The sequence below is a fragment of the Anaerococcus rubeinfantis genome (assembly GCF_001487145.1).
Lineage (GTDB): Bacteria > Bacillota > Clostridia > Tissierellales > Peptoniphilaceae > Anaerococcus > Anaerococcus rubeinfantis.
The window spans coordinates 999,198-1,022,996 of the sequence record NZ_LN913016.1 but is presented as its reverse complement, the minus strand read 5'-3'; the positions used below and the strand labels follow the sequence as shown (position 1 = coordinate 1,022,996).

Below are 23,799 nucleotides of genomic sequence, written 5' to 3'. Positions count from 1 at the left end.
TTTATATGTTAGATAGAGAAATTAGGGAAAGGCTGGGTAGTCTTGCCAATAACATTGACAACAATTATAAGATCTGGCTGGATTGCTACCATGGAGAGCCTTATTGGTTAAAAAATGATTATGATATTGATAAGTCCCAATCTTTAAATTTATGTGCTGCTATATCAAGCGAACTTGCAAGGCTTGTAACAATGGAACTTGAAACGAAAATAGATGATGAAAGTCTTGATTTGATTTATCAAAGATTTATAAGGCATATTAGAAAGTTTACTGAATATGGATTAGCCTTAGGTGGTATTGTTATAAAACCTTATGTTGAGGATTATTCAAGAAAGCTTATTGATATTGATATAGTTCCAGCTAATAAGTTTATAATATTAGGTTTTACAAGTTTTGGAGATATTAATCATATTGTTTTTATAGATAGGATTAAGAAAAAGGATAAGAAAGATAAAGATATATTTTTTACTAGGCTTGAAGAACATAAGATAGATGATGAATATCTAATTACTAACACCGCGTATTTATCAAACAATCAAGAAGTGTTAGGTGATAAGATAAGTCTAGGAGTGGTAGAAGAATGGGCAGATATGGCTGATGAAATGATTGTAGAATCGGATAGACCTTTATTTTCATATTTCAAAAACCCTCAGGCTAATAATTTAGATTTAGATTCTAACGAGGGGATATCTTGTTTTGCTAGGGCTATATCATTAATCCAAGACGCAGACGAGCAATATCAAAGAATAATGTGGGAGTATGAGGGCAGTGAGCTTGCTATTGATGCAGATATAACCGCCTTAAAGAATACTGACACACTACCAGTTGGAAAAGAAAGATTATTTAGAAACTTAGGTTTAGATATGGGTTCAGGTAACAAGGACTTTTATAATGTTTTTAGTCCTGCAATTAGGGATTCATCTCTTTTTAATGGTTTAAATGGAATTATAAGAAAGATTGAGTTTATTTGTGGGCTTGCCTATGGAACTTTGTCTGATGTAGAATTTACTGCCAAAACTGCAACTGAAATTAATACAAGTCAACAAAGATCATATTCTACAGTAAAAGATATACAGAATGAATTGGCAAGGTGCCTTGAAGATTTTGTGGAGATATTAAAGTATTGGTTTAAGGAATTATCAATTCCCTTTAATGATAATTGCCAAGTATCCTTCGACTTTGACGACAGCCTTGTAGTTGATTCTGAAACTGAACAAAAAATAAGACTGCAAGAGGTGGCAGCAGGAATTCTTAAGCCTGAAGCTTATCTAAAATGGAGATACGGTGTAACTGATGACGAATTAGGAGAAATTCAAGCCAATATTTCTGAAAATAGAGAAGAAGTAGCCGAGGAAGAATAATGCTAAGTCCAGAATATATGGAAAGGGTAACTGATAATCTAATAGAGCTATACCAAGACTTAGAAGATGCCATACTTGAAGATATAGCAAAGAGGATAAATAAGAACGGATATTTAACTGCCACTGCTGAAAGGCAAGCAGAGGTATTGATTCAAAATGGATACACTACAGAGGAAATAGAAAGTCTTTTAAAGCCTCATCTTGAAGATATAGACGAAGAAATATCGGATATAATCACCAGATCGAGCCTAAAGCATTATGAAGATGAAGCGAAGGCTTATAGGTCTGTTAATAAAAGCTTGGTTGATTTAAGTAAAAATAATCATGTAAATAATACAATTGCTAGTGCTATGGATAGACTTATAGAGGGAAATGGGAACATAACAAAATCTCTTGGAGTAGTTTACAATGGCGAGAATATAAAATTAAATAATTTTTATATGAAGTCCCTCAATCAAGCAGCTTTTCAAGTTGCAAGTGGGGCTTTTTCTAGGCAACAAGTTGTTAGAAGTTTAATAAATAATCTTTCTGATTCAGGAATAAGAGTAATAAACTACCAGCAATCAGGGAGAAATTACACGGTTGAATCGGCAGCTAAAATGCTTGTAAGAACCACGCTAAATCAGATGACTGGAGATATATCTTTGATGAATGCTGAGGATATGGGACAAGATCTTATGGAAATATCCGCCCATGCTGGAGCTAGACCATCTCACGCTGAATGGCAGGGACAGATAGTTTCATTGTCGGGAGATAATGATAAATATTTAAGCCTTGATGATATAGGCTACGGAGATGTAACTGGTTTTATGGGTGCAAATTGCAGGCACAACTGGTATCCATTCTTTGAGGGAATATCTGAAAGAGCATGGACTAAAGAAATGTTAGATAATATAGATCCTGAACCTTTTGAGTTTGAAGATAAGGAATACACCTATTACGAAGCAACCCAAAAGCAAAGACAAATAGAAAGAACTATCAGAAAATACAAGCATAGAGTTATGATGTATGACAAGGTAGGAGACAATGAAAGTAAGCTTATTGCACAGGTAAGACTTCAAAGGCAAAGACAGCTTTATAAAGACTTTAATAAGGCTGGCAAACTTCGTCCTACTAGTGTAAATACTAACGTTTACAGGTATAGTAAAGACAGATACAATGAAGAAATAAAGTCTAGAAAACTTAGAGATATCTATACGGAGAAAAGATTTATGCAGTCTAGATTAGACTATATAAATCCTATTACAAATTTCAAAGAGTTTATACCATCAAAAACCATCATAAATCATTCAAAAGCTATATATAAAGGCGATGAAATAAGAGTTGTTAACAAATTATGTGAAAAATACGGTGGCAAACCAAATGAATGGTCTAAAATGGTAGGTAGGGTAGATTCAGAATTATATTATTATGATGTACATTGGTATGAAAAGAATAATATCCAGTATGAAATGAAATTCAAACATAAGAGTAGGAGGAAAAAATGAAATATATTGATGTTTTCCAGTGCGAATTAAATAAAACCATTCCTTTAGAATATGTTGGCAAAGTAAAATATATCGGTGAATCATTTGGCGTAGACAGCTTAACAGATAACGGAGAATATAATATCGTGCGAGATAAAGATGGTAAGATTAAAGTTGTAGATGATAGTAACGAAGATTATATATATAGCCTTATAAACCCTAGACCAGCAGACGGTAGTTCAAAGGGCGGAAGTTTTTATATTATTGATGATCCTAACGAAGAGTTAAGAAGTTATGGTTTAAAAAGACATAATTGAAAACTTTGAAATATTAGACTAAGCACACTAGCAATTGTTAGATGTGCTTTTTAATTACAAAAAAATGAAACTAACAATAAAATATTATCCAAAATTACCAGAGCGTAAACGGTTATTAAAAAGAGAGGGCGGTGCTTACGAGCAACACGCCCATTTTTTATGCAAAAAAGATGCTGAAAATGTTAGAAGATTAATTGATGGAAATAAGTATCCATACAACAAGAAATATAAGATAGCAATGCAAAGGATACTGACAGAGGAAGAATTTAAAAAGCTTGATAAAAAGCAAAGATACTACAATGTCAATAAAGGTTTGAGACGGTGATGAGCCGTCTTTTTTTTATGGGGAGATACCGAAGTGGAAAACGGAACGGTCTGTAAAACCGTCAGCTGAGCTTTCGTGGGTTCGAATCCCACTCTCCCCACCACGGTCAAGGCGGACCTAAAATGCCAAATAAACACAGATCTAAGTCAAAGCAACGACTTAAAAAGCTTAAAAGGAGATGTTTTATGAAGACAGAAGAATTAAAAGAAATAGGTTTAAATGATGAACAGATAGCGAAAGTTTTTAAGTTAAGAGGAAAAGAAGTTGAAGATTATAACCAACTTAAAAATAACTTCGAAACTTTAAAAACCGAAAATGAAAATTACAAGTCCCAAGTTGAAAGTGCAAATGAGCAAATAGAAGCCTTTAAAGATATGGATATTGAATCAATCAAGGCAAGCGCTGAGGAATACAAAAACAAGTATGAACAGGCACAAATAAAAGCTAAAGAAGATATGGACAATATAACTTTAAATAATGCTATTGATTTAGGCTTGGTTAATGCTGGAAGTAGAAACTTAAAGGCAGCTAAGGCTTTACTTGATATTGATAGTCTAAAGGATTCTAAAAACTTAAATGATGATTTAAAGGCACAAATTGAAGGACTTAAAGAATCTGATTCTTACCTATTTAAAGGACAAGAAGAACCAAAGCAAAGAAGCATGGGTAAGTCTGGATCTTTAGGAGATAAGGAACTAAAAGATATGACCTATGAAGAAATGCTTGAAGCTAACAAGAAAGGTATTTTATAGGAGGATTTAGATGCCTAAATTATTTGATAAGACATATTTTAATGCAGAAGTATTTGAAAAATACGTTGATACAATCGAGAGAGAAAGAACAAATGAATTATTAAACTCTACTGCTATCGTAGAAAGAGCTGACCTTAAAACAAGAATGGACGAGCAAGTTGGGGGAAATATTATTGTTACTCCAATTGCTGGAATTCTTTCTGGAGATGCTGATAACTACGATGGACAAACAGATATTAAGTCTGATACTACAAATACTTTTTATCAAAAAAGAGTTGTAATTGGTAGAGCTCACAGCTGGACTGAAAAAGACTTTGTTTTTGATATCACAGGTGGACATGATCCAATGAAAACTGTTGCTAATCAATTATTAGATTGGTGGGCAGATTTAAAACAAGATTCACTTCTTGCTATTCTTGAAGGAATTTTCTCAATGGCAAAGGCTGAAGATAAGAAATTTGTAGACGGACACACATATAAGGATGAAGTATTTGGGCAAGTAACTTTAAATAATGCACTACAACAAGCATTTGGAGCAAGAAAGAAAAACTTTGCTGCTGCTATCATGAACTCAGCAGTTGCAACACAATTAGAAAACTTAAATTTAATTCAATATGCAAAATACACAGATAGCAGGGGAATTGAAAGACCAATGGCTCTAGCTAATCTAAATGGTAGACCAATTATTATTGATGATTCTTTACCAGTAAGCAAAGAAGGAGAATATACAACATATATCTTTGGTCAGGGTGCTTTTGAATATACAAAAGCAGGTGCTAAAGTACCATATGAAACAGACAGAAATCCAATGAAAAATGGTGGAGAAGATACTCTATACACTAGGGATAGATTCTGTTTTGCACCAAGAGGTATTTCATTTACTGAAGCTTCTATGGCTTCATTATCACCAACTGATGAAGAATTAAAGAAAGGTACTAACTGGGAAGTTGTTAAAAATGAAGATGGAACATTCCCGCTTAATCAAATTCCAATAGCAAGAGTAATTACAAAATTAAAAGCTGCAAAACCAGCAGATGAGGGTACAGCTAGTCCAGCAGCTTAATAGAAAGGGGTTAATTTATGTTAACCTATAAAGAATTTAAAGAAAAATGCCCAAAGCTAGATTTGTCTGAGGGCGTTTTTTTATCCCTACAAAGAAGAATAAAAAGGCGTATTGATTTTCTGACTTTTGAAAGAATTAATGATAATGATTTAAGTCTACAAAAAAGAGTTAATGACGTGATAATTGATATTTTAAATGAGCTCTATTTTTCCGATGTAGGCTTTTTAAAAGACGATGAGGGCGATTCATCATCTAATATTAAATCGGAGACTGTAGGCGAATATAGGATTGAATATGCTAGTGCTAATACCCTTTCTAGCGATAAAAAAGATGGACTTATGGCAAGCCTTATTGATGAAAGGATTCGTGAGGCTTTTGTCCATACTGGTCTAATGTATAGGGGGATATATGAAAACTAATGCACAGGTAACAATCATTAAAAGATATGTAGAAGATAGGCAAGATGTTTATGCTGAATATGGAACTTATCCTTGCCATTGGGAAGAAACAAGAGGGATAAATACTAATCGTACTGGCAGAAGTAGAGACGATATTGATAAGATAACTTGTTATATTCCTAATCACTTATTAAAGGCAGTTGAAGTTGAAGATTTAATAATAAGAAACGACGACTTAAAAGAGATAAAACAGTTAGCTAGTGCCAAGGAGTTTAGAAAGTTGTATGGGGCTAGAACTGTAACAGTCTGTGATGTTTTTGATTTTGGGTCTAAAAAAATGCAACATACAAGAATAGGTGCGAAATGATTAATTTTAATAGATTTGAATTTGACCAGGTTAAGGCTTTGAAAAAAAGAGACCTTGACACTGGTGGCAAGGTTCAAAAGTTTATTGATAATGAGTGTATAAGGAGAATGGATCCATACACTCCAAAAGATATAGGAACGTTAATAGGTGCAGCTACCAATCAAACATCTATAGGATCTGGTAAAATAGTGCAACAAACACCATACGCCAAGAGGTGGTATTATGAACCAGCTAACTTTCAAGGAGCACCAATGAGAGGAAATAGATGGTTTGAGAGAATGAAATCAAGCCACAAGGATTCTATTTTAAGAGGTGCTGCAAGCATAGCAGGAGCAAAAGCAAAATGAAGTCAATTATTGAAAGTATAAGGGAATATTTTTTGGATTGCCCTTATTTAGAAGATGATGTAAGGCTTAGTGTTGATTTTCTAGGGGACCAGCCCTTAGAGTACGGAATCTATTCAGAGCCTATTAGTCCAACAATTAAAAAATATGTAGATGGAGACGAACTTAAGCAGTTTGGATTTATCTTTACAACAAGAAATCACATGAGCGGAGATTTAGTTACACAACTAGAAAACTCTGCTTTTTTTGATGATTTGATTGAGTGGATACAAGAGCAAAACTATATGAAAGTTTTCCCAAAATTAGAAGGGGATAGACACCCAACGAAATTAGAAATAGTAACAAATGGTTATTTGTCTAGTGCTGATACAGGATCTAGTCAATACCAAATACAAATGAGATTAGTTTATATGGAGGTAAACAATGGCTGAAACAAAAGATATACAAAGTTTAAAGGAATTTAGAGGTCTAGTATTAAGAGCTGATGTAGTTTCTTTTATGGAAGTAGAGGGAAAATACTACAGAATGAAGGGCTTTACTGACCTACCAACTTCTAAGGAAACAGAAGAATATTCAAGGAAGTATGTAGATGAAAAGTCTGAAAGAACTGCCGTTACTGGTATGACTTCTACAACAGATTTTACATTGGATAGATACAAAGATAATCCAGTACACAACAGAATACAAGAAGTTTTTGATAAAGAACAACTAGCAGATGATGCAACTGTAAATATTGTAGTTGTTGATTTTGCAAAAGAAATCGAAGGACAAAAAGGCAAATACTTTGCTATTAAAAGAAACCACACTATAGTTCCAGATTCTGCTGGAGATGGTACAGATGCTTACCAATATTCTGGATCATTTAAAGCAAATGGAGCACCAATTGAGGGATATGCAGAGTTAGGCGACGGGGATACTGAGTGGCTAACAATTAAGTTTACTGAAGGAACTGGTTCTAGTGCATCTGAAGAAACTTCAGGAAGAACTGCTTAATTAAAATATTATGGGGGCTTTATGCTCCCTTTTTTATTTAGAAAAAATTAAAAACAAAGGAGATTTTTATGGCATTTAAAAGACAAAAAAGACAACTTATTAACTTTGAATTTGAATTTCAAGACCTTAATGGAAATGAACAATTTCTAAGATATGAGGTTGAACATGATACAGACTTAGCTAAAAAACTAACAGATATGGGAAAACTAGACTTCAATACAATGTCTTCTGCTGAGGCTAAACAAGCACTTAGAAAGGCTTATGATACTATTCTAGGCTTTGGGGCAATGGATAAGATTCAAGAAAAAGTATTCGGAGGAGATGAGCTCTTGCTTACTGATTATTTAGCTATTGGGAATTACCTTTTAGAGGAAGTTGACAAGGCTAATAAAGAACTTCAAAAGCTTACTCAATCATTCATCTTTGTTAAAAAAGGTGAAGCAGTAGACGGAATTATAGTTGATGAGAAGTGAATAAGCTTATAGAAGGACTACCAAGTACTATAGATGTAAATGGCAGAAAGATAGCTATAAACACCGACTTTAGGGTTTGGATTAAGTATGAAGAGCTTATGCTAGATGAAGAAAAAGAAGCAGAAAAGCAAATTATGGAGGTCTTAGATACTTGTTTAGTAGATGACTTTACTATTACAAGTCTAGACGATTTGGAAAAATTATTCGATGGCTTACTAAACTTCTACGGCTTAGGTCAAAAGATAGAAAATAGCAAAGAAGAGAAAGAGAGCGAGGAAGATTCAGACTTTAGTAGTTCTAGTAAGATATATTCTTTTGAACACGACTGGTCTTATATCTACTCAGCATATATGGAGTGCTACAATATCAATATTTTTACTGCCAATCTTCACTGGTGGGAGTTTAAGGCTCTTTTTAATAGTCTTAATGACAAGTGTCTTTTCTCAAAAATAATGTCTTTTAGATCTATGAAAATCACTTCTAAGATGAGTAAGGACGAAAAGAAATACTATAGACAAATGAAAAAACTTTATGCTTTGCCAGATGAAAGGTCAGAAGAAGAAAAAGAAAGGTCTTTTGCAAGATCTATGATGGCGAGCATGCAAATATAAAGAAAGTGAGGTGACTTATGGCAAGTGATGGTAAACTGCTATTTGATACCAAGCTAGACACCTCAGGATTTAAAAGTGGCTTGTCTTCTCTTACAGCTATGGCAAATGCCGCAGGTAACGGAATAAAAAGTGTTACTGATAAGGCGGTAAGCGGAATTAAGACAGGATTTAAGGCGGCAGGAGTTGCTCTTGGTGCTTTTGGTGGATATTCTATTAAGGCTGGGGCTGATTTTGATGCGTCAATGAGTGAAGTTGAGGCTATTTCTCATGCTAGTGGCAAGCAATTAGAAGCTTTAAGAAATAAAGCTAAAGAAATGGGAGCTACCACAAAGTTTTCTGCTACTCAATCGGCTGAGGCTTTAAAATACATGGGTATGGCTGGTTGGTCTAGTCAAGAAATGCTTGATGGTTTACCAGGAGTGATGAACCTAGCTGCTGCAAGTGGAGAGGACTTAGGTCTTGTATCAGATATAGTTACAGATTCATTGACTGCTTTTAAATTGGAAGCAAAAGACACAGGAAGATTTGTTGATGTGTTGGCAGCGGCTTCTACAGCCTCAAATACTAATATTTCTTTACTTGGTGAAACATTTAGATATGTAGCCCCAGTTGCAGGAGCCTTGGGGTACTCTGTTGAGGATGTATCTGTTGCTTTGGGTTTAATGGCAAATCAAGGTGTTAAAGGTTCAAGGGCAGGTACAGCATTAAAATCAGCACTTTCAAGATTGGCTGCACCTACTAAACAGGTGCAGGAACAAATGAATGCTTTGGGAATATCCATAACAGATTCAAATGGGAAAATAAAACCTTTTAATCAGCTTATGGTAGAAATGAGAGAGTCCTTTAAAGGTTTAAGTGATGATCAAAAAGTTCAAGCTGCAACAACTCTTTTTGGTAAAGAAGCTATGGAAGGCATGCTTGCTATCTTAAATACAAGTGATGAAGATTTTAATGAGCTTACTAATTCTATTAATAATTCTACAGGTGCTGCAAAAAGAATGGCTGATACCATGAATGATAATTTAAAAGGAGATATTAGAATTCTGATATCTGCCCTTGAAGGATTAGGTATAGCTTTATTTGAACATGTTGACAATCCATTTAGAGAGGTTGTCCAATCTGTAACAAAACAGGTTGATAAACTTAATCAAGTTGTAATAAAAGATATAGGGCAATTGCCAACAGTATTAGGTAATATGATTGCCCAAGGTGCAGTGTATATTGCCCAAAAAGCACCTAAATTTATTGATGCTGGAAAAACAATTATATTGTCATTTCTAGATGGACTTCAAAAAAATTCTTCTAGTCTTGCTGATAGTGCAGCTGAAATAATAACTAGACTTGTATCTGCTTTTATGGAAGTTGGTGCAAAACTTTTTGATGTAGGTGGAGATATACTTGTAAAGCTAGCTGAGGGTTTATCTGCTAGAGCTGATGTTTTAGCACCTAAAGCTTTAGAAATAATTGGCAAACTAGCTGAATCATTTAATAGAAATGCTGCTCGACTTTTAAAGGTTGGAATTGAATTATTAGTTAATATAGCTAAGGGACTTGCACAAAATCCTGACATCGTAGTTAAAGCAGTACCACAAATATTGATGGCTTTATCCATAGCCTTTGCAGCTTTCAAAGGCCCTGCAATTGCTAAGAAAATGATGGCTTCTTTAGCAAAAGGACTGCTTGGAGAAAAAACTGCTGTCAGCAAATCTGCTGAGGGAATTATATCTAATTTAGTACAGTCTTTTAATAGTAAGGGTTTAGAGCTTAATAAAACTGGTGGAGAACTTGTTACTAAGTTAAAAGATGGAATTTTAAATAAAAGTAGTGCTATTTCTCAATCAGCAACTGATTTATTTGGGAAATTTGCTGAAAGTTTTGATAAATTTCATAACAAAACCACTAAGGAAGGACAAGAAATTGCTAATAAATTAGCTACAGGAATCAAGAGCAAGACTGGTGCTATAAAAAGTGCTGGGGAAAAAGTATTAGATCCTTTCATTAGTTCTATTAAAAATAATAAGCAAAAAGTTTCTTCTGCTGGAAGTGAAATTGTAAATAAATTAGGTCAATCTATTTCTAAAAGCTCAAATACTATTAAATCTAAAGGGATTAATATAGTTGATAAATTAGGTTCTGGTATAAAGTCAGCAAGTGGCAAAGTGTCTGGCTTAGGAGCGAATATAATATCAAAACTTAATAATAGTATTGTAGGCAGAGGATTAGGAATGATGAAGTCCGCGGGCGGTGGACTAATGAAGATGTTATATGCGGGTATATCTGGAGGGATATCTTCTATAATCTCAATTGCTGCAAAAATAATACCAATGATAGCTGGAGTTTTATCAAATCCTCTTGGATTGATAGTTGTAGGTGGATTATTAATTGCAGCAATTGTTAAAGGTTTTAATTTAGATTTAAATAAAATAGCAAATTCAGCAGGTAAAATTGTAGGATCTATTGCCAATAAAATAAAACAAGGAGCATCTAAACTATTAGATGTTGGTAAGTCAATTGTTAATAAAATCGGTGATGGTATAAATGCAGTTAAGGGATTTTTTGCAGAAGTACATTCTAAGGGTCTAATATCTGTCTTAGGAAGTAAACTAAAAGCAGGTATTGGAAAACTTAAAGACATAGGTAAATCCTTTATTGATGGAATTAAAGAAGGATGGGATGAAAACGAAAATAAGGTAGCTGATAAAGCGAAAAAACTTCCTGATAAGGTAAATAATTCTGTTGATGGTTCTGAGACAAAACCTACTGGAGAGAATATGGTAGGTGGGGTTGTTGAAGGATTAAGAGATGGTTCTACTGATGTTTCTACAGCTTATAAAGATTTAATAAAAGCTGGAGTATCTGATTCTGATGCAAGAGCGATTGTAAGACAAGAAGGAAAGGCAAGTGTTGAAGAATACGCCCAAGCCATATACGAAGGTTCTGGAAATGTTAAAAGTGCTTATACTGCTTTAAGAACATCTGGACTTCAAACCATGGAAGCTGCTGAAAAGTTTTTTGAAATTGCTGGTCTTAACCTTGACGGTTTTGTAAATGGAACTGAAGAAGGTGGACAAACATATAGACAAAAGCTTCAAGAAATGATGGACTCTGGAATGACAGAGATTGAAGCAGTTGAAAAACTTACTGAAATAGCCCTAAACAATATGCGTGGCTACAAAGACGGTACAAGTGAGGAGGCCGATGGAATTATAGATGAATTTCATACTATGATGGAAATGGGACTTACTGAACTTGATGCCTTTGATGAAATGTATTCTAAAGGTCAAATAAATGTTGATGCCTTTGGTAAAGGATCTGCCGCTGGAAAAGAAGCGGCCCTAAATATTTATAGGCAATTAAGAGATTCTGGACTTTCATCGGTTGAAGCTATGCAAGCTATGTATGATATGGGTCTTTTGAATACCAATGGTTTTGCTGAGGGGACAAATGCTGGAAAAGCAAATGTTGATAAAGTTTACCAAGCATTAAAAGATGCTGGAGTTAGCGAAGCGAATATTGCTGAAATATTAAGGGGGATAGGTGCTCAAAATGCCAATGCTTTTTCTGAAGGAGTAGGCTCGGGTCAAGAAAGTGTATCTTCGGCTTACAACAATACATTCTCAAATCCACTAGAAGCAAGAGCATCAATGCTTTTTGGAACTGCAAACGAAAAAGGACTTAATACAGGTACAAACTTTGCTGATGGTATTGAATCTTCCACTATGGACGTTACAAGTCGTTCACAAGCATTAGGAAATACTGCAGTTGAAAACCTTAAAGGTGGAGAAGGTGTAGCAAATTCAAAAGGTCTAGAACTTGGTAGCGAATACGCTGGAGGTATTGATCAATCTAAAATAGGGGTTGATACATCTTCCCAAAATGTAGGACAAAGTGCAGCTAATTCTTTAAATAATCAAGCTAAAGCATTTTCACAAGCAGGTAAGGCTTCCATGGATAATTATAATTCTGCTATTAGTCAAGGTGCGAATAAAGTAACCACGACCATTAGTAGAATGGGAAATAATGTAAAAACTAGCCTTAATTCAACAGCACAAAATGTTAGAATGAGCGGAACCACCATGATGAACGGTCTAACATCTAGTGTTACTAGTGGAGCTAATAGGGTTCAAAGTGCCTTTACATCTCTACAAAACAGAATTACTTCTACATTCACAAGCTTGAATTCTAAAGTTACAAGCCAAGCTAGAAGCATGATGAATGGATTTTCAAGTTCAGTTACTAGTGGAACAAATAAAGTGAAAAATCAATTCACATCTATGACTAACAGTATTAATTCTAAGATGTCTTCTACTTCTAGTAAGGTAAAAAGTACATCTAAATCTATGATGAATGGTCTTGTGTCTGCAATAAGAAGTGGTTCTTCGAGAGCGAGGTCTACAATATCTTCTATGTGCTCTGGAATGGTTGGAACTATAAATGGATATAGGGGAGCTTTTTCATCTGCTGGATATAATCTTATGGCAGGGCTTGCTGGTGGTATTTATAGTGGTAGGTCTAGTGTAATATACGCTGCTATATCCGTTATGAGATCGGCAGTTGCTGCTGCAAAAGCGGCTGCTGGAATTCATTCTCCATCTAGAGTAATGAGAAAAGAAGTAGGACGAATGCTCACTAAAGGTCTAGGAATTGGTATTGAAGATGAAGAAGATTTTGTAGTAAAAAAAATTAAAAACACTATGGAGGCAATAAGAAATAAAGCTAAAAGTGCAGTTTTATTTGATAATAATAAAATGGGAGCAAATTTAGCCTATAGTTTTGCAGGTGGATCTATACAAAATAAACAAGAAGTCGAAGTGCAAGTAACCAATGGAGCTGTAACAAGTGTTATAAACCTAGATTCAAGAGAAATTGGAAAAGCTGTTGCTCCTATTGTTAGCCAAGAAATAAGTAAAGAAAGGAGGCGTAGAGGGTGATTGAAACTATAAATTTAATAAAAGATTTAAAGATTTATAATGCTCATGTATTAGCTTATCCAGAAATAGGAAATACAGAGGTTATAAGAGATGAATTTATCTCAGATACTGGTCTTATATTTTATAGTCAAAAGAGGTCGGCTCTTACGCCTATCTCTTTTTCTATTGAATTTAAAGGAGATAAAAGAGAAGTTAGAAAAAATAGGAATGAATTATCAAAGAAATTGGAATTATGTACCATAACCTTTGATAATGAAGTTTTTTATCGAGGAAGATTTTTATCTAAAGATGTAGATACAAGATATTTTTATCAAAATGTGACTTATGAAGGTCAAGTTGTAGCTATGCTAAGTACTCAATTTAATGAAATTTCAATAGGTAAAAAGACAACTATCTATAATAATGGGAATCTGCCTACACCTTGTAGGATTATTTTTAAAGGAAATGGTAGCAATATAAGTCTAAAAGGCTTTGAAGATCCTATAAATATTAATAGCTTAAATGGAGAATTAATTATAGATGCTGAAAAAGGTATTAATAAGCTTGGAGGTGTTGAGTTTTCATCTTTACCATACATTGATGATGTATTAGAACTTAACCTTGCAGGAATTGGAGAGTTTAAGTGTTTTGTAGAATTTGAAGGTAGGGTATTATGCTAGTTTATGGATTAGACAATGAAACATTTGATAGTTTTTATTTTTTCAAAAATTTAGAAATAAAAAGAGAAATTAATAAATTAGATATTTCAAATTTTGAAATACCAAAAGACTATAGAAATATTTTTGAAACCGAATGTAAAGTTATTGAAAATAAGCAAAGTTATACTATTAAAAATATTGAGCCATTTTATGATGGTTATAAGATAGAGTGCAAGCAAAATATTGATGAATGGTTATCTTTTTTTCATAAAAGCTTAAATTTCCCATATAAAGATATAGAAACTATGATTAAAGGGATTATCCCATCTGGTTGGTCTTATAAAATTAGTGGCGAAATTAAGAAATACAGAACAATAACAGCTGATCATAAATCAAGTTGGGAAGTTTTGAAAGAAATAGTAAAGAAATTTGATGTTGAATTTAGGATAGATAACAATGAGAAAATACTATTTATATCTGAAAAAATAGAGGAAGACAAAGGTGTATTTTTCTCTGATAATTTTAATGTTGTAGACAAAGATATAAGCGTAGAAAGCTTTGAATTTGCAACAAGAATTATACCTGAAGGAATGAATGGTCTTAAAATAAGCCAGATAAATGATGGAAAAGACTATCTAGAAAATAAATCATACTCTGGAAAAACTATAACTTATTATTGGAAAGATGAAAGATATACTAATATTCAAAACCTTAAAAATGAAGCTGCAAGAAAGCTTGAAGTATTATCCAGACCAAGGATAACTATAAAACTTAAAGTCAAAGACTTGTCTAAAGCTATTGGGGTATATGAACAAGAATATAATGTTGGAGATTATGTTTATCTAATAGATAAAGATAGAAAGACAAAAGAAAGATTTAGAATATTAGCACAAACAACTTATCCCAATAAACCATTTAAAAATGAAATAACTCTTGCTAATAAACCACTAGATTTATTAGATGACGTTGATGAAAACATAGAGTTAACAAAAGAAATGTGGGAAGAAACTAGGGGTAGATTTGAAGCTACTGATGAATTAATAAAGGGTTATTTAGAAAAGTCTAAAAGATATACTGATGACAGTTTTAAAACTTATAAAAGTGAAAGGGAGCAAACAGACAGCAAGATATATGAGTCAATAAAGGAATCTACTACTTATGTTGATCCTAAAACTGGTCAAACTCAACCTATAGTTGATAAACAATTGGAAATTATAAAAAACGTAAATGGAATTGAAATATCTGTTAAAAATCAAGCAGAAGACCTAAATAAAAAAATATCCAAAGAAGATATTTTAGCAGATGAAGAAATCCAAGAAGCTTTAAAAGGTAAAGACGGAATTGACGGACGAGCTGGTAAAGATGGTAAAGACGGGCACGTCTTGACTTTGGAGGTTTGGCTTGAAGGTGAATTTAGAAATTACAAAACAAAAGATGTAAAAAGGATAATACAAGCAAAGTATGATGGAGAATTAATAGAATTAGATAGTACTAATACCGAAGTATATAACTGCTACGGAAATGGAGAATGGAGTAGAGCTACCCTATCTGACTTCTGGGCAAATTGGGATAGGCAATATGAATATATTGCAAATAAGGTCATTGTTACTTATAAAGGTTTAAAAGCAGAGGCTTATGCAAGATTAGATAATATTAAAGATGGAGAAAAAGGAGCAACTGGTCCAAAAGGAGCTGACGGTAAAAATGGATCAGACGGAAAAGACGGTAAAACTGGTAAAATTGGTCAGAATCTTTTAAGAAACTCCAACGTGCCAGTGGCTAATAAAAAATATGTAACAAATAAATGGATTCTATGCGAGACTCCAGAAGTTGGAGAGACCATGACCTTTACAGCTAAGATAAAACTGGAAAAAGATGATTCAATTAAACTGTACAATTCTGGTGGCAATATTGGTTTTTTTGAATTAACATACATTAAAAAAACAGACGATTATCAAATTTGGAGCAAGAGTTTTAAATGGAAAGATAAATCCTCATACAACGGTAAAACATATGAACAAACAAATCCACCATCTTTATGGTTGTATACTTTTGGAAATAAAAATAATCCTAACAATACAGTATCCATCGAATGGGCAACTCTAACTCGCGGAGATATACCAGCTATAGAGTGGTCGCCTTGTTATGCGGATGTAGATGATGCTATAAAAGCTGGTAAGGAAGAAACAGAAGAAGTAAGTAAAAAATTAATTAAGGTAGAAAGTGATTTTAAAATTGATAGTAATAATATAAAAGCAAGTGTAAGTTCTTTATCCGAAACGACTGAAAGAAGTTTTGTAAATATTAAAAAAGATATGGCAGACGCCGATACGAAGATAGAAACTGGAATTAAAAATTATGTAATAAACAACTACTCTACTAAAACCCAGACAGACCAAAAGATAAGTCAGGAAGTAGGGGGTATTAAAACAAGTATAAACAATATAAACCAAGAAATTACACGAACAAAAACAAGCATAGAACAAACCAACGAAAAAATAGAAACCAAGGTTTCTAAAGATGGATTTACTTCTTTGGTTAAGCAAGAATTTGACAAGTACAAAGTACAAGCCAAGAACATTGACTTTGAAGGATCTTATGTAAATGTAAAAGGAAGTTTCCAAACAATAGGAGGAGACAATGATGTAGGTATTAAAATCGACTATAATGATATTGTTTTTAGAGATTACAGGGGAAACGGGACTAATTATGGGTCCATAACTGTAGTAGAAGATAAGGATGGTAACAATGATATGTCGCTCAATATTGGGCATTTTAAGACAGGACACACCGCTATAAGATATTGGGTACCAGAAGAAAAAGTTTGGAGACCTTATGTAGCTTTTGATAAGTGGTATTACACAAATAGGAAAAGTGGATATCCAATAACATTTTACGAGGGAGTGGATTTTAGAGGAGTTGTACACATGCCAGAACAAATAAATTTTGATTGTGTAAGAATAAGAACTTATTCTGACGCTATAGGAATTGAGTCATTTGATGGGAAAGCCGGATTAGTAATTAAATCCGATGGAAGTATATATATAAAAGATGCAAAAGGTTCAAGAAGATTATATGTAAGAGAGTGATGAGAATATGGACGATTTAACACAAATATATATAGACAGATTGGCAGAATCCAATCATAATGGTATTCTTTTAAAAGTTGAAAATAGAAATTTAAAAAGAAGAATAAATGAATTAGAAAGTGAACTTAAAGAATTAAAAGGCGATGATGAAAAAACAGATACTCAAGAAAAATAAGAAATACAACCAATGTAGATAAGAGAGGATAGACCTCTCTATTTTAATTTTAATACGAAAAAGGAGTAATTATGTACGAATTAAAAGCAAAAGAATACTATGAGGGCAAAGACGAAACACAGTTAAGGATTCAACAAGAGAACCCTTGGAGGGATTTTATTGTCTTTTTAAAGGGTGATAAGAGAAACGAAAGAGATAGTCTTTTGATTGAGCTTGGACTTAACGAGATAGCAAGGGAAGCAAATCCAAAACAAGAGTTGGAAGAGTTAAGAAAAAAACAAGAAGAACAAGATAAGATTATAAAGGCGACACTAGAAACTATTGTTTTATCTAAGGATCTTAACGAAAAACAAAAAGAAAATATCTTGAACCAATATAAGCCTTACCAAGTTGGGGCATCTTATAAAGCAAATGATAAATTTACCTACAACGACAAGGTTTATGAAGTAATACAAGCGCATACAAGTCAATCCGATTGGGTACCAGAATCTACACCTGCTTTATATAAGGAATACTTAAATGTAGAAATCAAAAATGATGATGGAAGCACAACTGAGATTGTGGCAGAATTCAAACAACCTACAGGGGGACACGACACTTATAAAAAAGGCGATAAAGTATTATTTAATGGCAAAATATATAAATCTTTAATAGATAATAATGCGTATAGTCCAGCAGATTATGCACAAGGTTGGGAAGTAGTAAAAGAATAGAAAGGGGGAACCCTAATGAACACATTACTAGAAACATTAGCAAAAATAGGAGTAGATAGGGGAATTAGTTTTGTAATTTCTATTGTATTTTTGGCTTGTTTAATAATTGGTCTAGGAGTTTTTTATAAAAACTGGACATCACAAAAAGATTGGGAAAGAAAAAGAGCAGAAGAAAAAGATAAACAAGATATAGAAAATACGAAGGAACTTAGAGAATTAAATAAACAATTTGCTTATACTATAGCAAACTCTACTTTAAGGATAGATGGATTTGATAAAGTTTTAGAAAAACATACAACAGAAAGTAATAACTCTTTAAAAAATATAGATGATAAACTTGATGAACTTGACAATAAAGTTAAGGTAATAGGAAATACACAAGATACATTAGCTACAAAAGAAATGGTACGTGAAGTATCGGATGGAATACAAGAAATAAGGCAAGAATTAAAAAAAGATTAAGGGGACTAGTGTTTAGCTAGTCCTTTTAAAATATAAAAATAGGAGAGAAAAGATGAGTAATTCTAATTTAGTAAATTTAGTAAGTTACAGTCCTAACCATAGTGGCAGGAGACAAAATCCTATAACCAAGATAGCTATACATCATACGGCAGGAGTTTTAACAGCTGCTGGTATTGGTAGTGTTTTTAAGTCTACATCAAGGCAAGCATCTTGTAATTATGGGATAGGAAATGATAACAGGATAGTTTTAGTAGTAGACGAAGCAAACAGAGCATGGACAACATCGTCAGCATGGTGTGATAATAGGGCAGTTACCATAGAGGTTTCTAATTGTCAGAACGGGGGAAATTGGCTTGTTTCTGATAGAGTATTGAATACTCTTATAAATTTAGTTACGGATATTTGCAAAAGAAATGGAATAAAAAATTGTACTTATACAGGCGGAACTGATGGAGTTTTGCAAATGCATAAGTGGTATGCTCAAACATCTTGTCCGGGACCTTATTTAGGTAGTAAATTCCCTTATATCGCAAGTGAAGTTAATAAGAGGTTGAGAGGTGGAAAATCTACAAGTACATCTAATAATCTTTATAGAGTTAGAAAATCTTGGGGAGATTCCAAAAGTCAAAAAGGGGCTTTTAAAAACTTAAATAGTGCCATAGATTTGGCGAAAAAGAATGGATATAAGGTTTACGATAATAATGGAGTACAAGTTTATCCAGAAGTTAAAAAGGAGAGTACAAACACAAATAATACAAGTCCAAAATTTATTAAGTACGAAAATTGGACTGGAATAACACTAACAGAATGTAATGTAAGAACAAGTCCATCATTAAGCTCACCTGTTGTAGCTTGTTATGGAAAAAATGAACCAATACATTATGACCAAGTTTGGGAAGGTGATGGTTATCGTTGGATCTCTTATATTGGGGCAAGTGGTAAACGTAGATATGTTGCTTGTAGGAGATTAAGTGGGGATACTACACCTTGGATTAGATTTTAATAAAACTTGACTAATAGTATTATATATAGTATTATATAGATAACTTAACAGAACATTCCCATATGCACAAGAACAGTACGCTCAAGCTGTTCTTTTTTTATTATTTATTTGACTTATGATATTATATATAGTATCATATAGTAAAGGAGGTGCAAATGGGAAATAAAGATGTTAAGCTCATTGAAAAAATGAGACATCAACCTAACGGCATAAATCCAAAAGATGCCGAAAAAATATTATTATACTTAGGTTTTGAGCACAGAAATACTAAAGGTTCACATAAACACTTTAAAAGAAAAAGTGATGGAATGTGGTTTACTTTAGTTTTATCTGAAAATCCTATGAAAAGATATTTTGTTGATGATATATTAAAAATTGTAGATGAGTCTTAGGACTTATCTACAAAATTAGCACCCCATTTGTATATAATAACAATGAAGAAAAATTTGCACTATTATTTATCACTACCTTATTCAATTGTTACAAAAGAAATAAACGATGAAACAGGACATTATTATGTGGGTAGGGTAGAAGAGTTGTATGATGTAAAAACAGTAGGAAATACTATTGAAGAATTGTACAAAAACATCTATGAAGTGTTAGAAATGTCAATTGAAGATAGGCTAGAAGATGGAGAAGATATTCCAGAACCCATAGAAGAGAAGTATTCAGGTAGAATTTTAGCTAGGATTCCAAAAAGTTTACACAAATTTTTGTCAGAACAAGCGGAAATAGAGAATACATCATTAAATCAATTAATTTTATATAAATTAAGTAAATAAAAGACTTTAAGCGATTACATTAAGTAGTCGCTTTTTTAGTGGATAAAAAAGGAGATAAAATGGATAATAACTTAAAAATGTTTATAATTGGTATGTTAGCCGTTGCAATTGCATATTCTATAATTACTTTTTTAAATTATAGCAAAGAATGTACAAAAGAAATTAAAAATGAGAAAGTAAATCACGTTTTAGATAGGTTAAATAAGATTATAGAAAGAGCTGTAGGGGCAGCAAACCAAGTTGTGGTTAATAATGCAAAGGAAGATGGGACTTTTACAGCTTCTTATGGTAAAAAGGTTAAAGATGAAGTATTTGAAACAGTTTTAAAAGTTCTTGGAGATGAGGGAAAACAACTTTTAAATGAAGCCCTTGGTGATTTAGATAAATATATATCTGACGGGATAGAAGATGAAGTTGACAGAAGAAAATAGTATAATGTACTTAATAAGTAAACTGTATATAGTGTTTACGAAATTTTCTACAATGACCACTGGCTTTTGGCTGGTGGTCTTTTTTTTTTTTGTGGTTAATTATGACAGATACTGTGAACTAATAGTGCTAAAGCCGACTGCAAGTTTTCCTACCTTAAATATGGTAGAATTTTTTGTTTAGGGTATAATAATAGTATCCGTTTGCACGAAAGATATTCAAAATTTCCCATCTTTTATGATGGGATTTTTTTATATTTTAAAGTATAATATTAATGATCAATTAGTTTTGTTACGACAGACTAATACGAAAGACACTTGGGAAGGAATTAAGCTAGATTAATTATCTATGCTCCTGGGGTGTCTTTTTTTGTGGGTATTTTTATTGTATGTAGGGTAAATTGGCTTATTTATTATATTTACGTCGTATATATTGACAATGTAAATATATAGTAGTATTATATAAGTAACAAAGAAATAAATAATAAAAACAAGGGGGCAAACAATGAACAAAGTTATTAATGGAAAAAGATATGATACTGAAAAAGCTGAACTTATAGGAGAATGGACCAATGGACACAGGTATGGAGAATTTCAATACGAATGTGAAGAACTTTACAAAAAGAAAACAGGTGAGTTTTTCTTATATGGTTCTGGTGGACCAATGTCAAGTTATGCAGTTCCTTCCGGAAATAATAACTGGACAGGTAGTTCCAAGATAACACCGATATCAATTGATGAAGCTAAGAATTGGGTTGAGAGAAATCTTGATGCTGATGATTATGAAAAGCTATTTGAACTTGAAGAAGATAGTAATATTGCTTTTAGTTTATTAATTTCATGAAAATTTATACATAATAAAAGATGAAAGTTTGAGATAAAAACAAGAAAAATTATGAAAGATATAATAGTAGAAGCTTTGGAAAGTAATTTAGAGTGATAAGGGTAAATTATAACACGAAAGTTATTTTATTGAAGGAATATTTATATTTTTATACTTGATGATTTAATTGGCTTATACGTTAAAATATGAATGATTGGCTTATTTGCAAGGCTTACAGGAGTAAATTGTAGGGAGTTTAAAAAGAAGAATAAATGAATTAGAAAGTGAACTTAAAGAATTAAAAGAAAATTTGATAAGCTAAAAGCTATTATTGATAATTTAGAAAAGGATTATAATAATGAAAATGGTAGATCATATTCTCACGAGGAAATATTCTATTCCATGGGTAGGTTTATTAATATAATGAGAAAACTTTATGGAAAAAAGATAAAGGCTGAAGATATGACTTTCACTCACAACTTAATTCTTGGGAGAGATTATAATAAAATAAGTAGTGATTATCACAATTTGTTTTTTAAATATAATCACTTTATTAAAAGTGAACGCACTGCTAAAGTCTTTATGATTGCCAACTCTTTGATTGAAGAGGGTAAGGTTACAGATGAGGACAGAAGATTTTATTTATTAGGATTGAGAAAATAATTTGGCTTATGAGATTTGGCTTATCACAATTTGGCTTATGTAAAAGAACAAAAACTTATTTGGCTTATGAATAATAAAAACAAAAAAAAAAGAGGACTGAATTGACAGTCCTTTTGTTTTGTAACATCTTATGTTAGCAATCAATGAAACGTTTTAATTTTTAACATTTCAATACATCAAATGTTGATAATCAATGAAACATTTTTCTTTTTTAACATTTCAATACGTCTTACGTTACTAATCAATGAAACATTTTAATTTTTAGTATTTCAATACATCTTATGTTATTAATCAAATAATTATTTTCATTTTTAGTGTTTCAATACATCTTATGTTGTCAATCAAAACGTTTAAGAATTAAATTTTAAAATGATAATTTTATTTATCTGTTTTTAGTATATTATAATTTTTATAAGTGTCAAATGATTTTTAAAAAATAATTATTATTTGGTTACCAACAGGTTACCAACGTACATGGTGTTTTATAAAATAAAACGTAGTTATATATAGTTGTTAAAAAGCGTTGTGATTGTGTAAATAACATATTTCTCCTTTATCCCGCACCAAGAAATTTTAGACGTTGGAAACAACGTCTTTTTTTGTGCTCATTTTTACAATTTTTTTACTTTTTTATAACAATTTTATTACTTATCCTATGCTAGAATTATTAAAAGGAGAAGATTATGGTTGATAAAGTTATTGAAGTTAGGTCTTTGGTTAAAAGATACAAAAATTTTCTTGCTGTTGATAATTTGGATTTGGATTTGTATAAGGGAGAAATTTTGGGGCTTTTGGGTCCAAATGGATCTGGAAAATCTACTACTATTTCTTGTATTCTTTCTTTACTTAGCAATAATGGGGGATCTATTAAAATTTTTGGCGAAGAAATGACTCCTGATTCTTTTGAAATTAAGAAAAAAATTGGTGTTGTTTTTCAAGATGTTGGTGTTTATGATGAGCTAAGTGTTTATGAAAATATTGATTATTTTTGTGCTTTATACATAAAAGATAAAAATAAAAGAAAAATTCTCGTGAAAAATACAATAGATCTTGTTGGTCTTGGTGATTTTGTTAAATTTAAGCCTAAACAACTATCTGGTGGATTATTAAGAAGGCTAAATATAGCTTGTGGAATTTCTCACAAACCTGATTTAATTATTTTTGATGAGCCTACTGTTGCAGTTGATCCTCAATCTAGAAATAATATTTTGGAAGGAATAAAAAAATTAAACAAAGAAGGAGCAAGCATTATCTACACTTCTCATTATATGGATGAGGTTGAAAGTCTCTGTGATTATATTGTTATTCTTGATAAGGGGAAAATAATAGCAAAAGGTGATGCTGAGAGTTTAAAAGATATCATTAATTTAAAGGAAAAAATTTCTTTTGAATCTGATGATTTGTCAAATGATTTGATAGAAAAAATAAAATCTATGGACTCTTTGATTGATTTTTCTATAAATGGGAGAAATTGCAAATTAAGTTTTTCAAAAGATTCAAATATCCTAAATCTTGTTGATATCTTAAATTCATTTGAAATAAAATACGACCACCTAAGCTCAAGCAGACCTAGTTTAAACGATGTTTTTCTCGAATTGACTGGAAAAGAATTGAGGGATTAA

26 protein-coding genes and 1 tRNA gene are annotated in these 23,799 nt (G+C 32.2%); all 27 read left to right on the top strand.

All coding sequences use genetic code 11. The annotated features are described in order from the left end of the window. The first annotated feature begins 5 nt into the window (after nucleotides 1-5). The 27 genes from BN3265_RS05845 (at nucleotide 6) to BN3265_RS05720 (ending at nucleotide 23,799) form a co-directional block, all read left to right on the top strand. Nucleotides 6-1,361 (top strand): phage portal protein, encoded by a 1,356-nt coding sequence (locus BN3265_RS05845; RefSeq protein WP_058990606.1) that lies wholly within the window; start codon nucleotides 6-8, stop codon nucleotides 1,359-1,361. Beyond that, nucleotides 1,361-2,848: a phage minor capsid protein gene (locus tag BN3265_RS05840; protein WP_058990605.1), complete on the top strand. Its 1,488-nt coding sequence runs from the start codon at nucleotides 1,361-1,363 to the stop codon at nucleotides 2,846-2,848. Before BN3265_RS05845 ends, BN3265_RS05840 begins: the two co-directional genes overlap by 1 nt. Further along, nucleotides 2,845-3,144 carry a hypothetical protein gene (locus BN3265_RS05835; RefSeq protein WP_058990604.1) on the top strand — a complete coding sequence of 100 codons (300 nt, stop codon included), beginning with the start codon at nucleotides 2,845-2,847 and terminating at the stop codon, nucleotides 3,142-3,144. The genes BN3265_RS05840 and BN3265_RS05835 overlap by 4 nt, the downstream gene beginning before the upstream one ends. Before the next feature lie 43 nt (nucleotides 3,145-3,187). Then, nucleotides 3,188-3,469, top strand: a complete 282-nt coding sequence (locus BN3265_RS05830) for a hypothetical protein (protein WP_245191116.1) — start codon at nucleotides 3,188-3,190, stop codon at nucleotides 3,467-3,469. Between the two features lie 19 nt (nucleotides 3,470-3,488). Beyond that, a tRNA-Tyr gene (locus BN3265_RS05825) sits at nucleotides 3,489-3,572 on the top strand. Nucleotides 3,573-3,654: 82 nt separating this feature from the next. Beyond that, on the top strand, nucleotides 3,655-4,221 hold the full coding sequence (locus BN3265_RS05820; protein ID WP_058990603.1) for a phage scaffolding protein: 567 nt from the start codon (nucleotides 3,655-3,657) through the stop codon (nucleotides 4,219-4,221). Nucleotides 4,222-4,231: 10 nt separating this feature from the next. Beyond that, nucleotides 4,232-5,284 carry a major capsid protein gene (locus BN3265_RS05815; protein ID WP_058990602.1) on the top strand — a complete coding sequence of 351 codons (1,053 nt, stop codon included), beginning with the start codon at nucleotides 4,232-4,234 and terminating at the stop codon, nucleotides 5,282-5,284. Between the two features lie 17 nt (nucleotides 5,285-5,301). Beyond that, nucleotides 5,302-5,703: a head-tail connector protein gene (locus BN3265_RS05810; RefSeq protein ID WP_058990601.1), complete on the top strand. Its 402-nt coding sequence runs from the start codon at nucleotides 5,302-5,304 to the stop codon at nucleotides 5,701-5,703. Further along, nucleotides 5,693-6,049, top strand: coding sequence for a DUF6751 family protein (locus tag BN3265_RS05805; RefSeq protein WP_058990600.1), 357 nt, complete (start codon nucleotides 5,693-5,695; stop codon nucleotides 6,047-6,049). Before BN3265_RS05810 ends, BN3265_RS05805 begins: the two co-directional genes overlap by 11 nt. After that, a complete protein-coding gene (locus BN3265_RS05800; RefSeq protein ID WP_058990599.1) occupies nucleotides 6,046-6,396 on the top strand; it encodes a minor capsid protein in 351 nt (116 codons plus the stop codon). Before BN3265_RS05805 ends, BN3265_RS05800 begins: the two co-directional genes overlap by 4 nt. Further along, the gene (locus BN3265_RS05795) at nucleotides 6,393-6,824 is read left to right on the top strand and encodes a hypothetical protein (protein WP_058990598.1); all 432 of its coding nucleotides are present in this window, start codon (nucleotides 6,393-6,395) and stop codon (nucleotides 6,822-6,824) included. The genes BN3265_RS05800 and BN3265_RS05795 overlap by 4 nt, the downstream gene beginning before the upstream one ends. Further along, on the top strand, nucleotides 6,817-7,386 hold the full coding sequence (locus BN3265_RS05790; protein WP_058990597.1) for a hypothetical protein: 570 nt from the start codon (nucleotides 6,817-6,819) through the stop codon (nucleotides 7,384-7,386). Before BN3265_RS05795 ends, BN3265_RS05790 begins: the two co-directional genes overlap by 8 nt. 68 nt (nucleotides 7,387-7,454) lie before the next feature. Further along, on the top strand, nucleotides 7,455-7,859 hold the full coding sequence (locus tag BN3265_RS05785; RefSeq protein ID WP_058990596.1) for a hypothetical protein: 405 nt from the start codon (nucleotides 7,455-7,457) through the stop codon (nucleotides 7,857-7,859). Continuing rightward, nucleotides 7,856-8,470, top strand: coding sequence for a Gp15 family bacteriophage protein (locus BN3265_RS05780; protein WP_058990595.1), 615 nt, complete (start codon nucleotides 7,856-7,858; stop codon nucleotides 8,468-8,470). Before BN3265_RS05785 ends, BN3265_RS05780 begins: the two co-directional genes overlap by 4 nt. 17 nt (nucleotides 8,471-8,487) lie before the next feature. Then, nucleotides 8,488-13,401, top strand: coding sequence for a phage tail tape measure protein (locus BN3265_RS05775; protein ID WP_058990594.1), 4,914 nt, complete (start codon nucleotides 8,488-8,490; stop codon nucleotides 13,399-13,401). Then, complete coding sequence (locus BN3265_RS05770) at nucleotides 13,398-14,060, top strand: hypothetical protein (RefSeq protein WP_058990593.1); 663 nt, start codon at nucleotides 13,398-13,400, stop codon at nucleotides 14,058-14,060. Before BN3265_RS05775 ends, BN3265_RS05770 begins: the two co-directional genes overlap by 4 nt. Next, on the top strand, nucleotides 14,054-17,128 hold the full coding sequence (locus tag BN3265_RS05765) for a phage tail protein (protein WP_058990592.1): 3,075 nt from the start codon (nucleotides 14,054-14,056) through the stop codon (nucleotides 17,126-17,128). Before BN3265_RS05770 ends, BN3265_RS05765 begins: the two co-directional genes overlap by 7 nt. Nucleotides 17,129-17,135: 7 nt before the next feature. Beyond that, on the top strand, nucleotides 17,136-17,303 hold the full coding sequence (locus BN3265_RS09485) for a hypothetical protein (protein WP_157667248.1): 168 nt from the start codon (nucleotides 17,136-17,138) through the stop codon (nucleotides 17,301-17,303). Between the two features lie 71 nt (nucleotides 17,304-17,374). Next, a complete protein-coding gene (locus BN3265_RS05760; protein WP_058990591.1) occupies nucleotides 17,375-18,016 on the top strand; it encodes a carbohydrate-binding protein in 642 nt (213 codons plus the stop codon). A 15-nt stretch (nucleotides 18,017-18,031) separates the two neighbouring features. Beyond that, a complete protein-coding gene (locus tag BN3265_RS05755; protein WP_058990590.1) occupies nucleotides 18,032-18,478 on the top strand; it encodes a hypothetical protein in 447 nt (148 codons plus the stop codon). Nucleotides 18,479-18,530: 52 nt separating this feature from the next. Then, nucleotides 18,531-19,481 carry an N-acetylmuramoyl-L-alanine amidase gene (locus BN3265_RS05750; RefSeq protein WP_058990589.1) on the top strand — a complete coding sequence of 317 codons (951 nt, stop codon included), beginning with the start codon at nucleotides 18,531-18,533 and terminating at the stop codon, nucleotides 19,479-19,481. A gap of 155 nt (nucleotides 19,482-19,636) precedes the next feature. Beyond that, nucleotides 19,637-19,873 carry a type II toxin-antitoxin system HicA family toxin gene (locus BN3265_RS05745; RefSeq protein ID WP_058990588.1) on the top strand — a complete coding sequence of 79 codons (237 nt, stop codon included), beginning with the start codon at nucleotides 19,637-19,639 and terminating at the stop codon, nucleotides 19,871-19,873. Between the two features lie 42 nt (nucleotides 19,874-19,915). Continuing rightward, nucleotides 19,916-20,263 carry a toxin-antitoxin system HicB family antitoxin gene (locus BN3265_RS05740; RefSeq protein WP_058991298.1) on the top strand — a complete coding sequence of 116 codons (348 nt, stop codon included), beginning with the start codon at nucleotides 19,916-19,918 and terminating at the stop codon, nucleotides 20,261-20,263. 59 nt (nucleotides 20,264-20,322) lie between these two features. Then, entirely contained in the window at nucleotides 20,323-20,694 is a 372-nt protein-coding gene (locus BN3265_RS05735; protein ID WP_058990587.1) for a hypothetical protein, read from the top strand. Between the two features lie 502 nt (nucleotides 20,695-21,196). Next, nucleotides 21,197-21,535, top strand: a complete 339-nt coding sequence (locus BN3265_RS05730; protein WP_245191097.1) for a hypothetical protein — start codon at nucleotides 21,197-21,199, stop codon at nucleotides 21,533-21,535. Between the two features lie 381 nt (nucleotides 21,536-21,916). Continuing rightward, a complete protein-coding gene (locus BN3265_RS05725) occupies nucleotides 21,917-22,177 on the top strand; it encodes a hypothetical protein (protein ID WP_058990586.1) in 261 nt (86 codons plus the stop codon). 683 nt (nucleotides 22,178-22,860) lie between these two features. Then, nucleotides 22,861-23,799 (top strand): ABC transporter ATP-binding protein, encoded by a 939-nt coding sequence (locus BN3265_RS05720; RefSeq protein WP_058990585.1) that lies wholly within the window; start codon nucleotides 22,861-22,863, stop codon nucleotides 23,797-23,799.

What these genes read in the sequence shown, in the direction of transcription:
- BN3265_RS05845 (WP_058990606.1), top strand. Translation starts at nt 6, where the DNA reads ATGTTAGATAGAGAAATTAGGGAAAGGCTGGGTAGTCTTGCCAATAAC.
- BN3265_RS05840 (WP_058990605.1), top strand. Translation starts at nt 1,361, where the DNA reads ATGCTAAGTCCAGAATATATGGAAAGGGTAACTGATAATCTAATAGAG.
- BN3265_RS05835 (WP_058990604.1), top strand. Translation starts at nt 2,845, where the DNA reads ATGAAATATATTGATGTTTTCCAGTGCGAATTAAATAAAACCATTCCT.
- BN3265_RS05820 (WP_058990603.1), top strand. Translation starts at nt 3,655, where the DNA reads ATGAAGACAGAAGAATTAAAAGAAATAGGTTTAAATGATGAACAGATA.
- BN3265_RS05815 (WP_058990602.1), top strand. Translation starts at nt 4,232, where the DNA reads ATGCCTAAATTATTTGATAAGACATATTTTAATGCAGAAGTATTTGAA.
- BN3265_RS05810 (WP_058990601.1), top strand. Translation starts at nt 5,302, where the DNA reads ATGTTAACCTATAAAGAATTTAAAGAAAAATGCCCAAAGCTAGATTTG.
- BN3265_RS05805 (WP_058990600.1), top strand. Translation starts at nt 5,693, where the DNA reads ATGAAAACTAATGCACAGGTAACAATCATTAAAAGATATGTAGAAGAT.
- BN3265_RS05800 (WP_058990599.1), top strand. Translation starts at nt 6,046, where the DNA reads ATGATTAATTTTAATAGATTTGAATTTGACCAGGTTAAGGCTTTGAAA.
- BN3265_RS05795 (WP_058990598.1), top strand. Translation starts at nt 6,393, where the DNA reads ATGAAGTCAATTATTGAAAGTATAAGGGAATATTTTTTGGATTGCCCT.
- BN3265_RS05790 (WP_058990597.1), top strand. Translation starts at nt 6,817, where the DNA reads ATGGCTGAAACAAAAGATATACAAAGTTTAAAGGAATTTAGAGGTCTA.
- BN3265_RS05785 (WP_058990596.1), top strand. Translation starts at nt 7,455, where the DNA reads ATGGCATTTAAAAGACAAAAAAGACAACTTATTAACTTTGAATTTGAA.
- BN3265_RS05775 (WP_058990594.1), top strand. Translation starts at nt 8,488, where the DNA reads ATGGCAAGTGATGGTAAACTGCTATTTGATACCAAGCTAGACACCTCA.
- BN3265_RS05765 (WP_058990592.1), top strand. Translation starts at nt 14,054, where the DNA reads ATGCTAGTTTATGGATTAGACAATGAAACATTTGATAGTTTTTATTTT.
- BN3265_RS09485 (WP_157667248.1), top strand. Translation starts at nt 17,136, where the DNA reads ATGGACGATTTAACACAAATATATATAGACAGATTGGCAGAATCCAAT.
- BN3265_RS05760 (WP_058990591.1), top strand. Translation starts at nt 17,375, where the DNA reads ATGTACGAATTAAAAGCAAAAGAATACTATGAGGGCAAAGACGAAACA.
- BN3265_RS05755 (WP_058990590.1), top strand. Translation starts at nt 18,032, where the DNA reads ATGAACACATTACTAGAAACATTAGCAAAAATAGGAGTAGATAGGGGA.
- BN3265_RS05750 (WP_058990589.1), top strand. Translation starts at nt 18,531, where the DNA reads ATGAGTAATTCTAATTTAGTAAATTTAGTAAGTTACAGTCCTAACCAT.
- BN3265_RS05745 (WP_058990588.1), top strand. Translation starts at nt 19,637, where the DNA reads ATGGGAAATAAAGATGTTAAGCTCATTGAAAAAATGAGACATCAACCT.
- BN3265_RS05740 (WP_058991298.1), top strand. Translation starts at nt 19,916, where the DNA reads ATGAAGAAAAATTTGCACTATTATTTATCACTACCTTATTCAATTGTT.
- BN3265_RS05735 (WP_058990587.1), top strand. Translation starts at nt 20,323, where the DNA reads ATGGATAATAACTTAAAAATGTTTATAATTGGTATGTTAGCCGTTGCA.
- BN3265_RS05730 (WP_245191097.1), top strand. Translation starts at nt 21,197, where the DNA reads ATGAACAAAGTTATTAATGGAAAAAGATATGATACTGAAAAAGCTGAA.
- BN3265_RS05725 (WP_058990586.1), top strand. Translation starts at nt 21,917, where the DNA reads ATGGGTAGGTTTATTAATATAATGAGAAAACTTTATGGAAAAAAGATA.
- BN3265_RS05720 (WP_058990585.1), top strand. Translation starts at nt 22,861, where the DNA reads ATGGTTGATAAAGTTATTGAAGTTAGGTCTTTGGTTAAAAGATACAAA.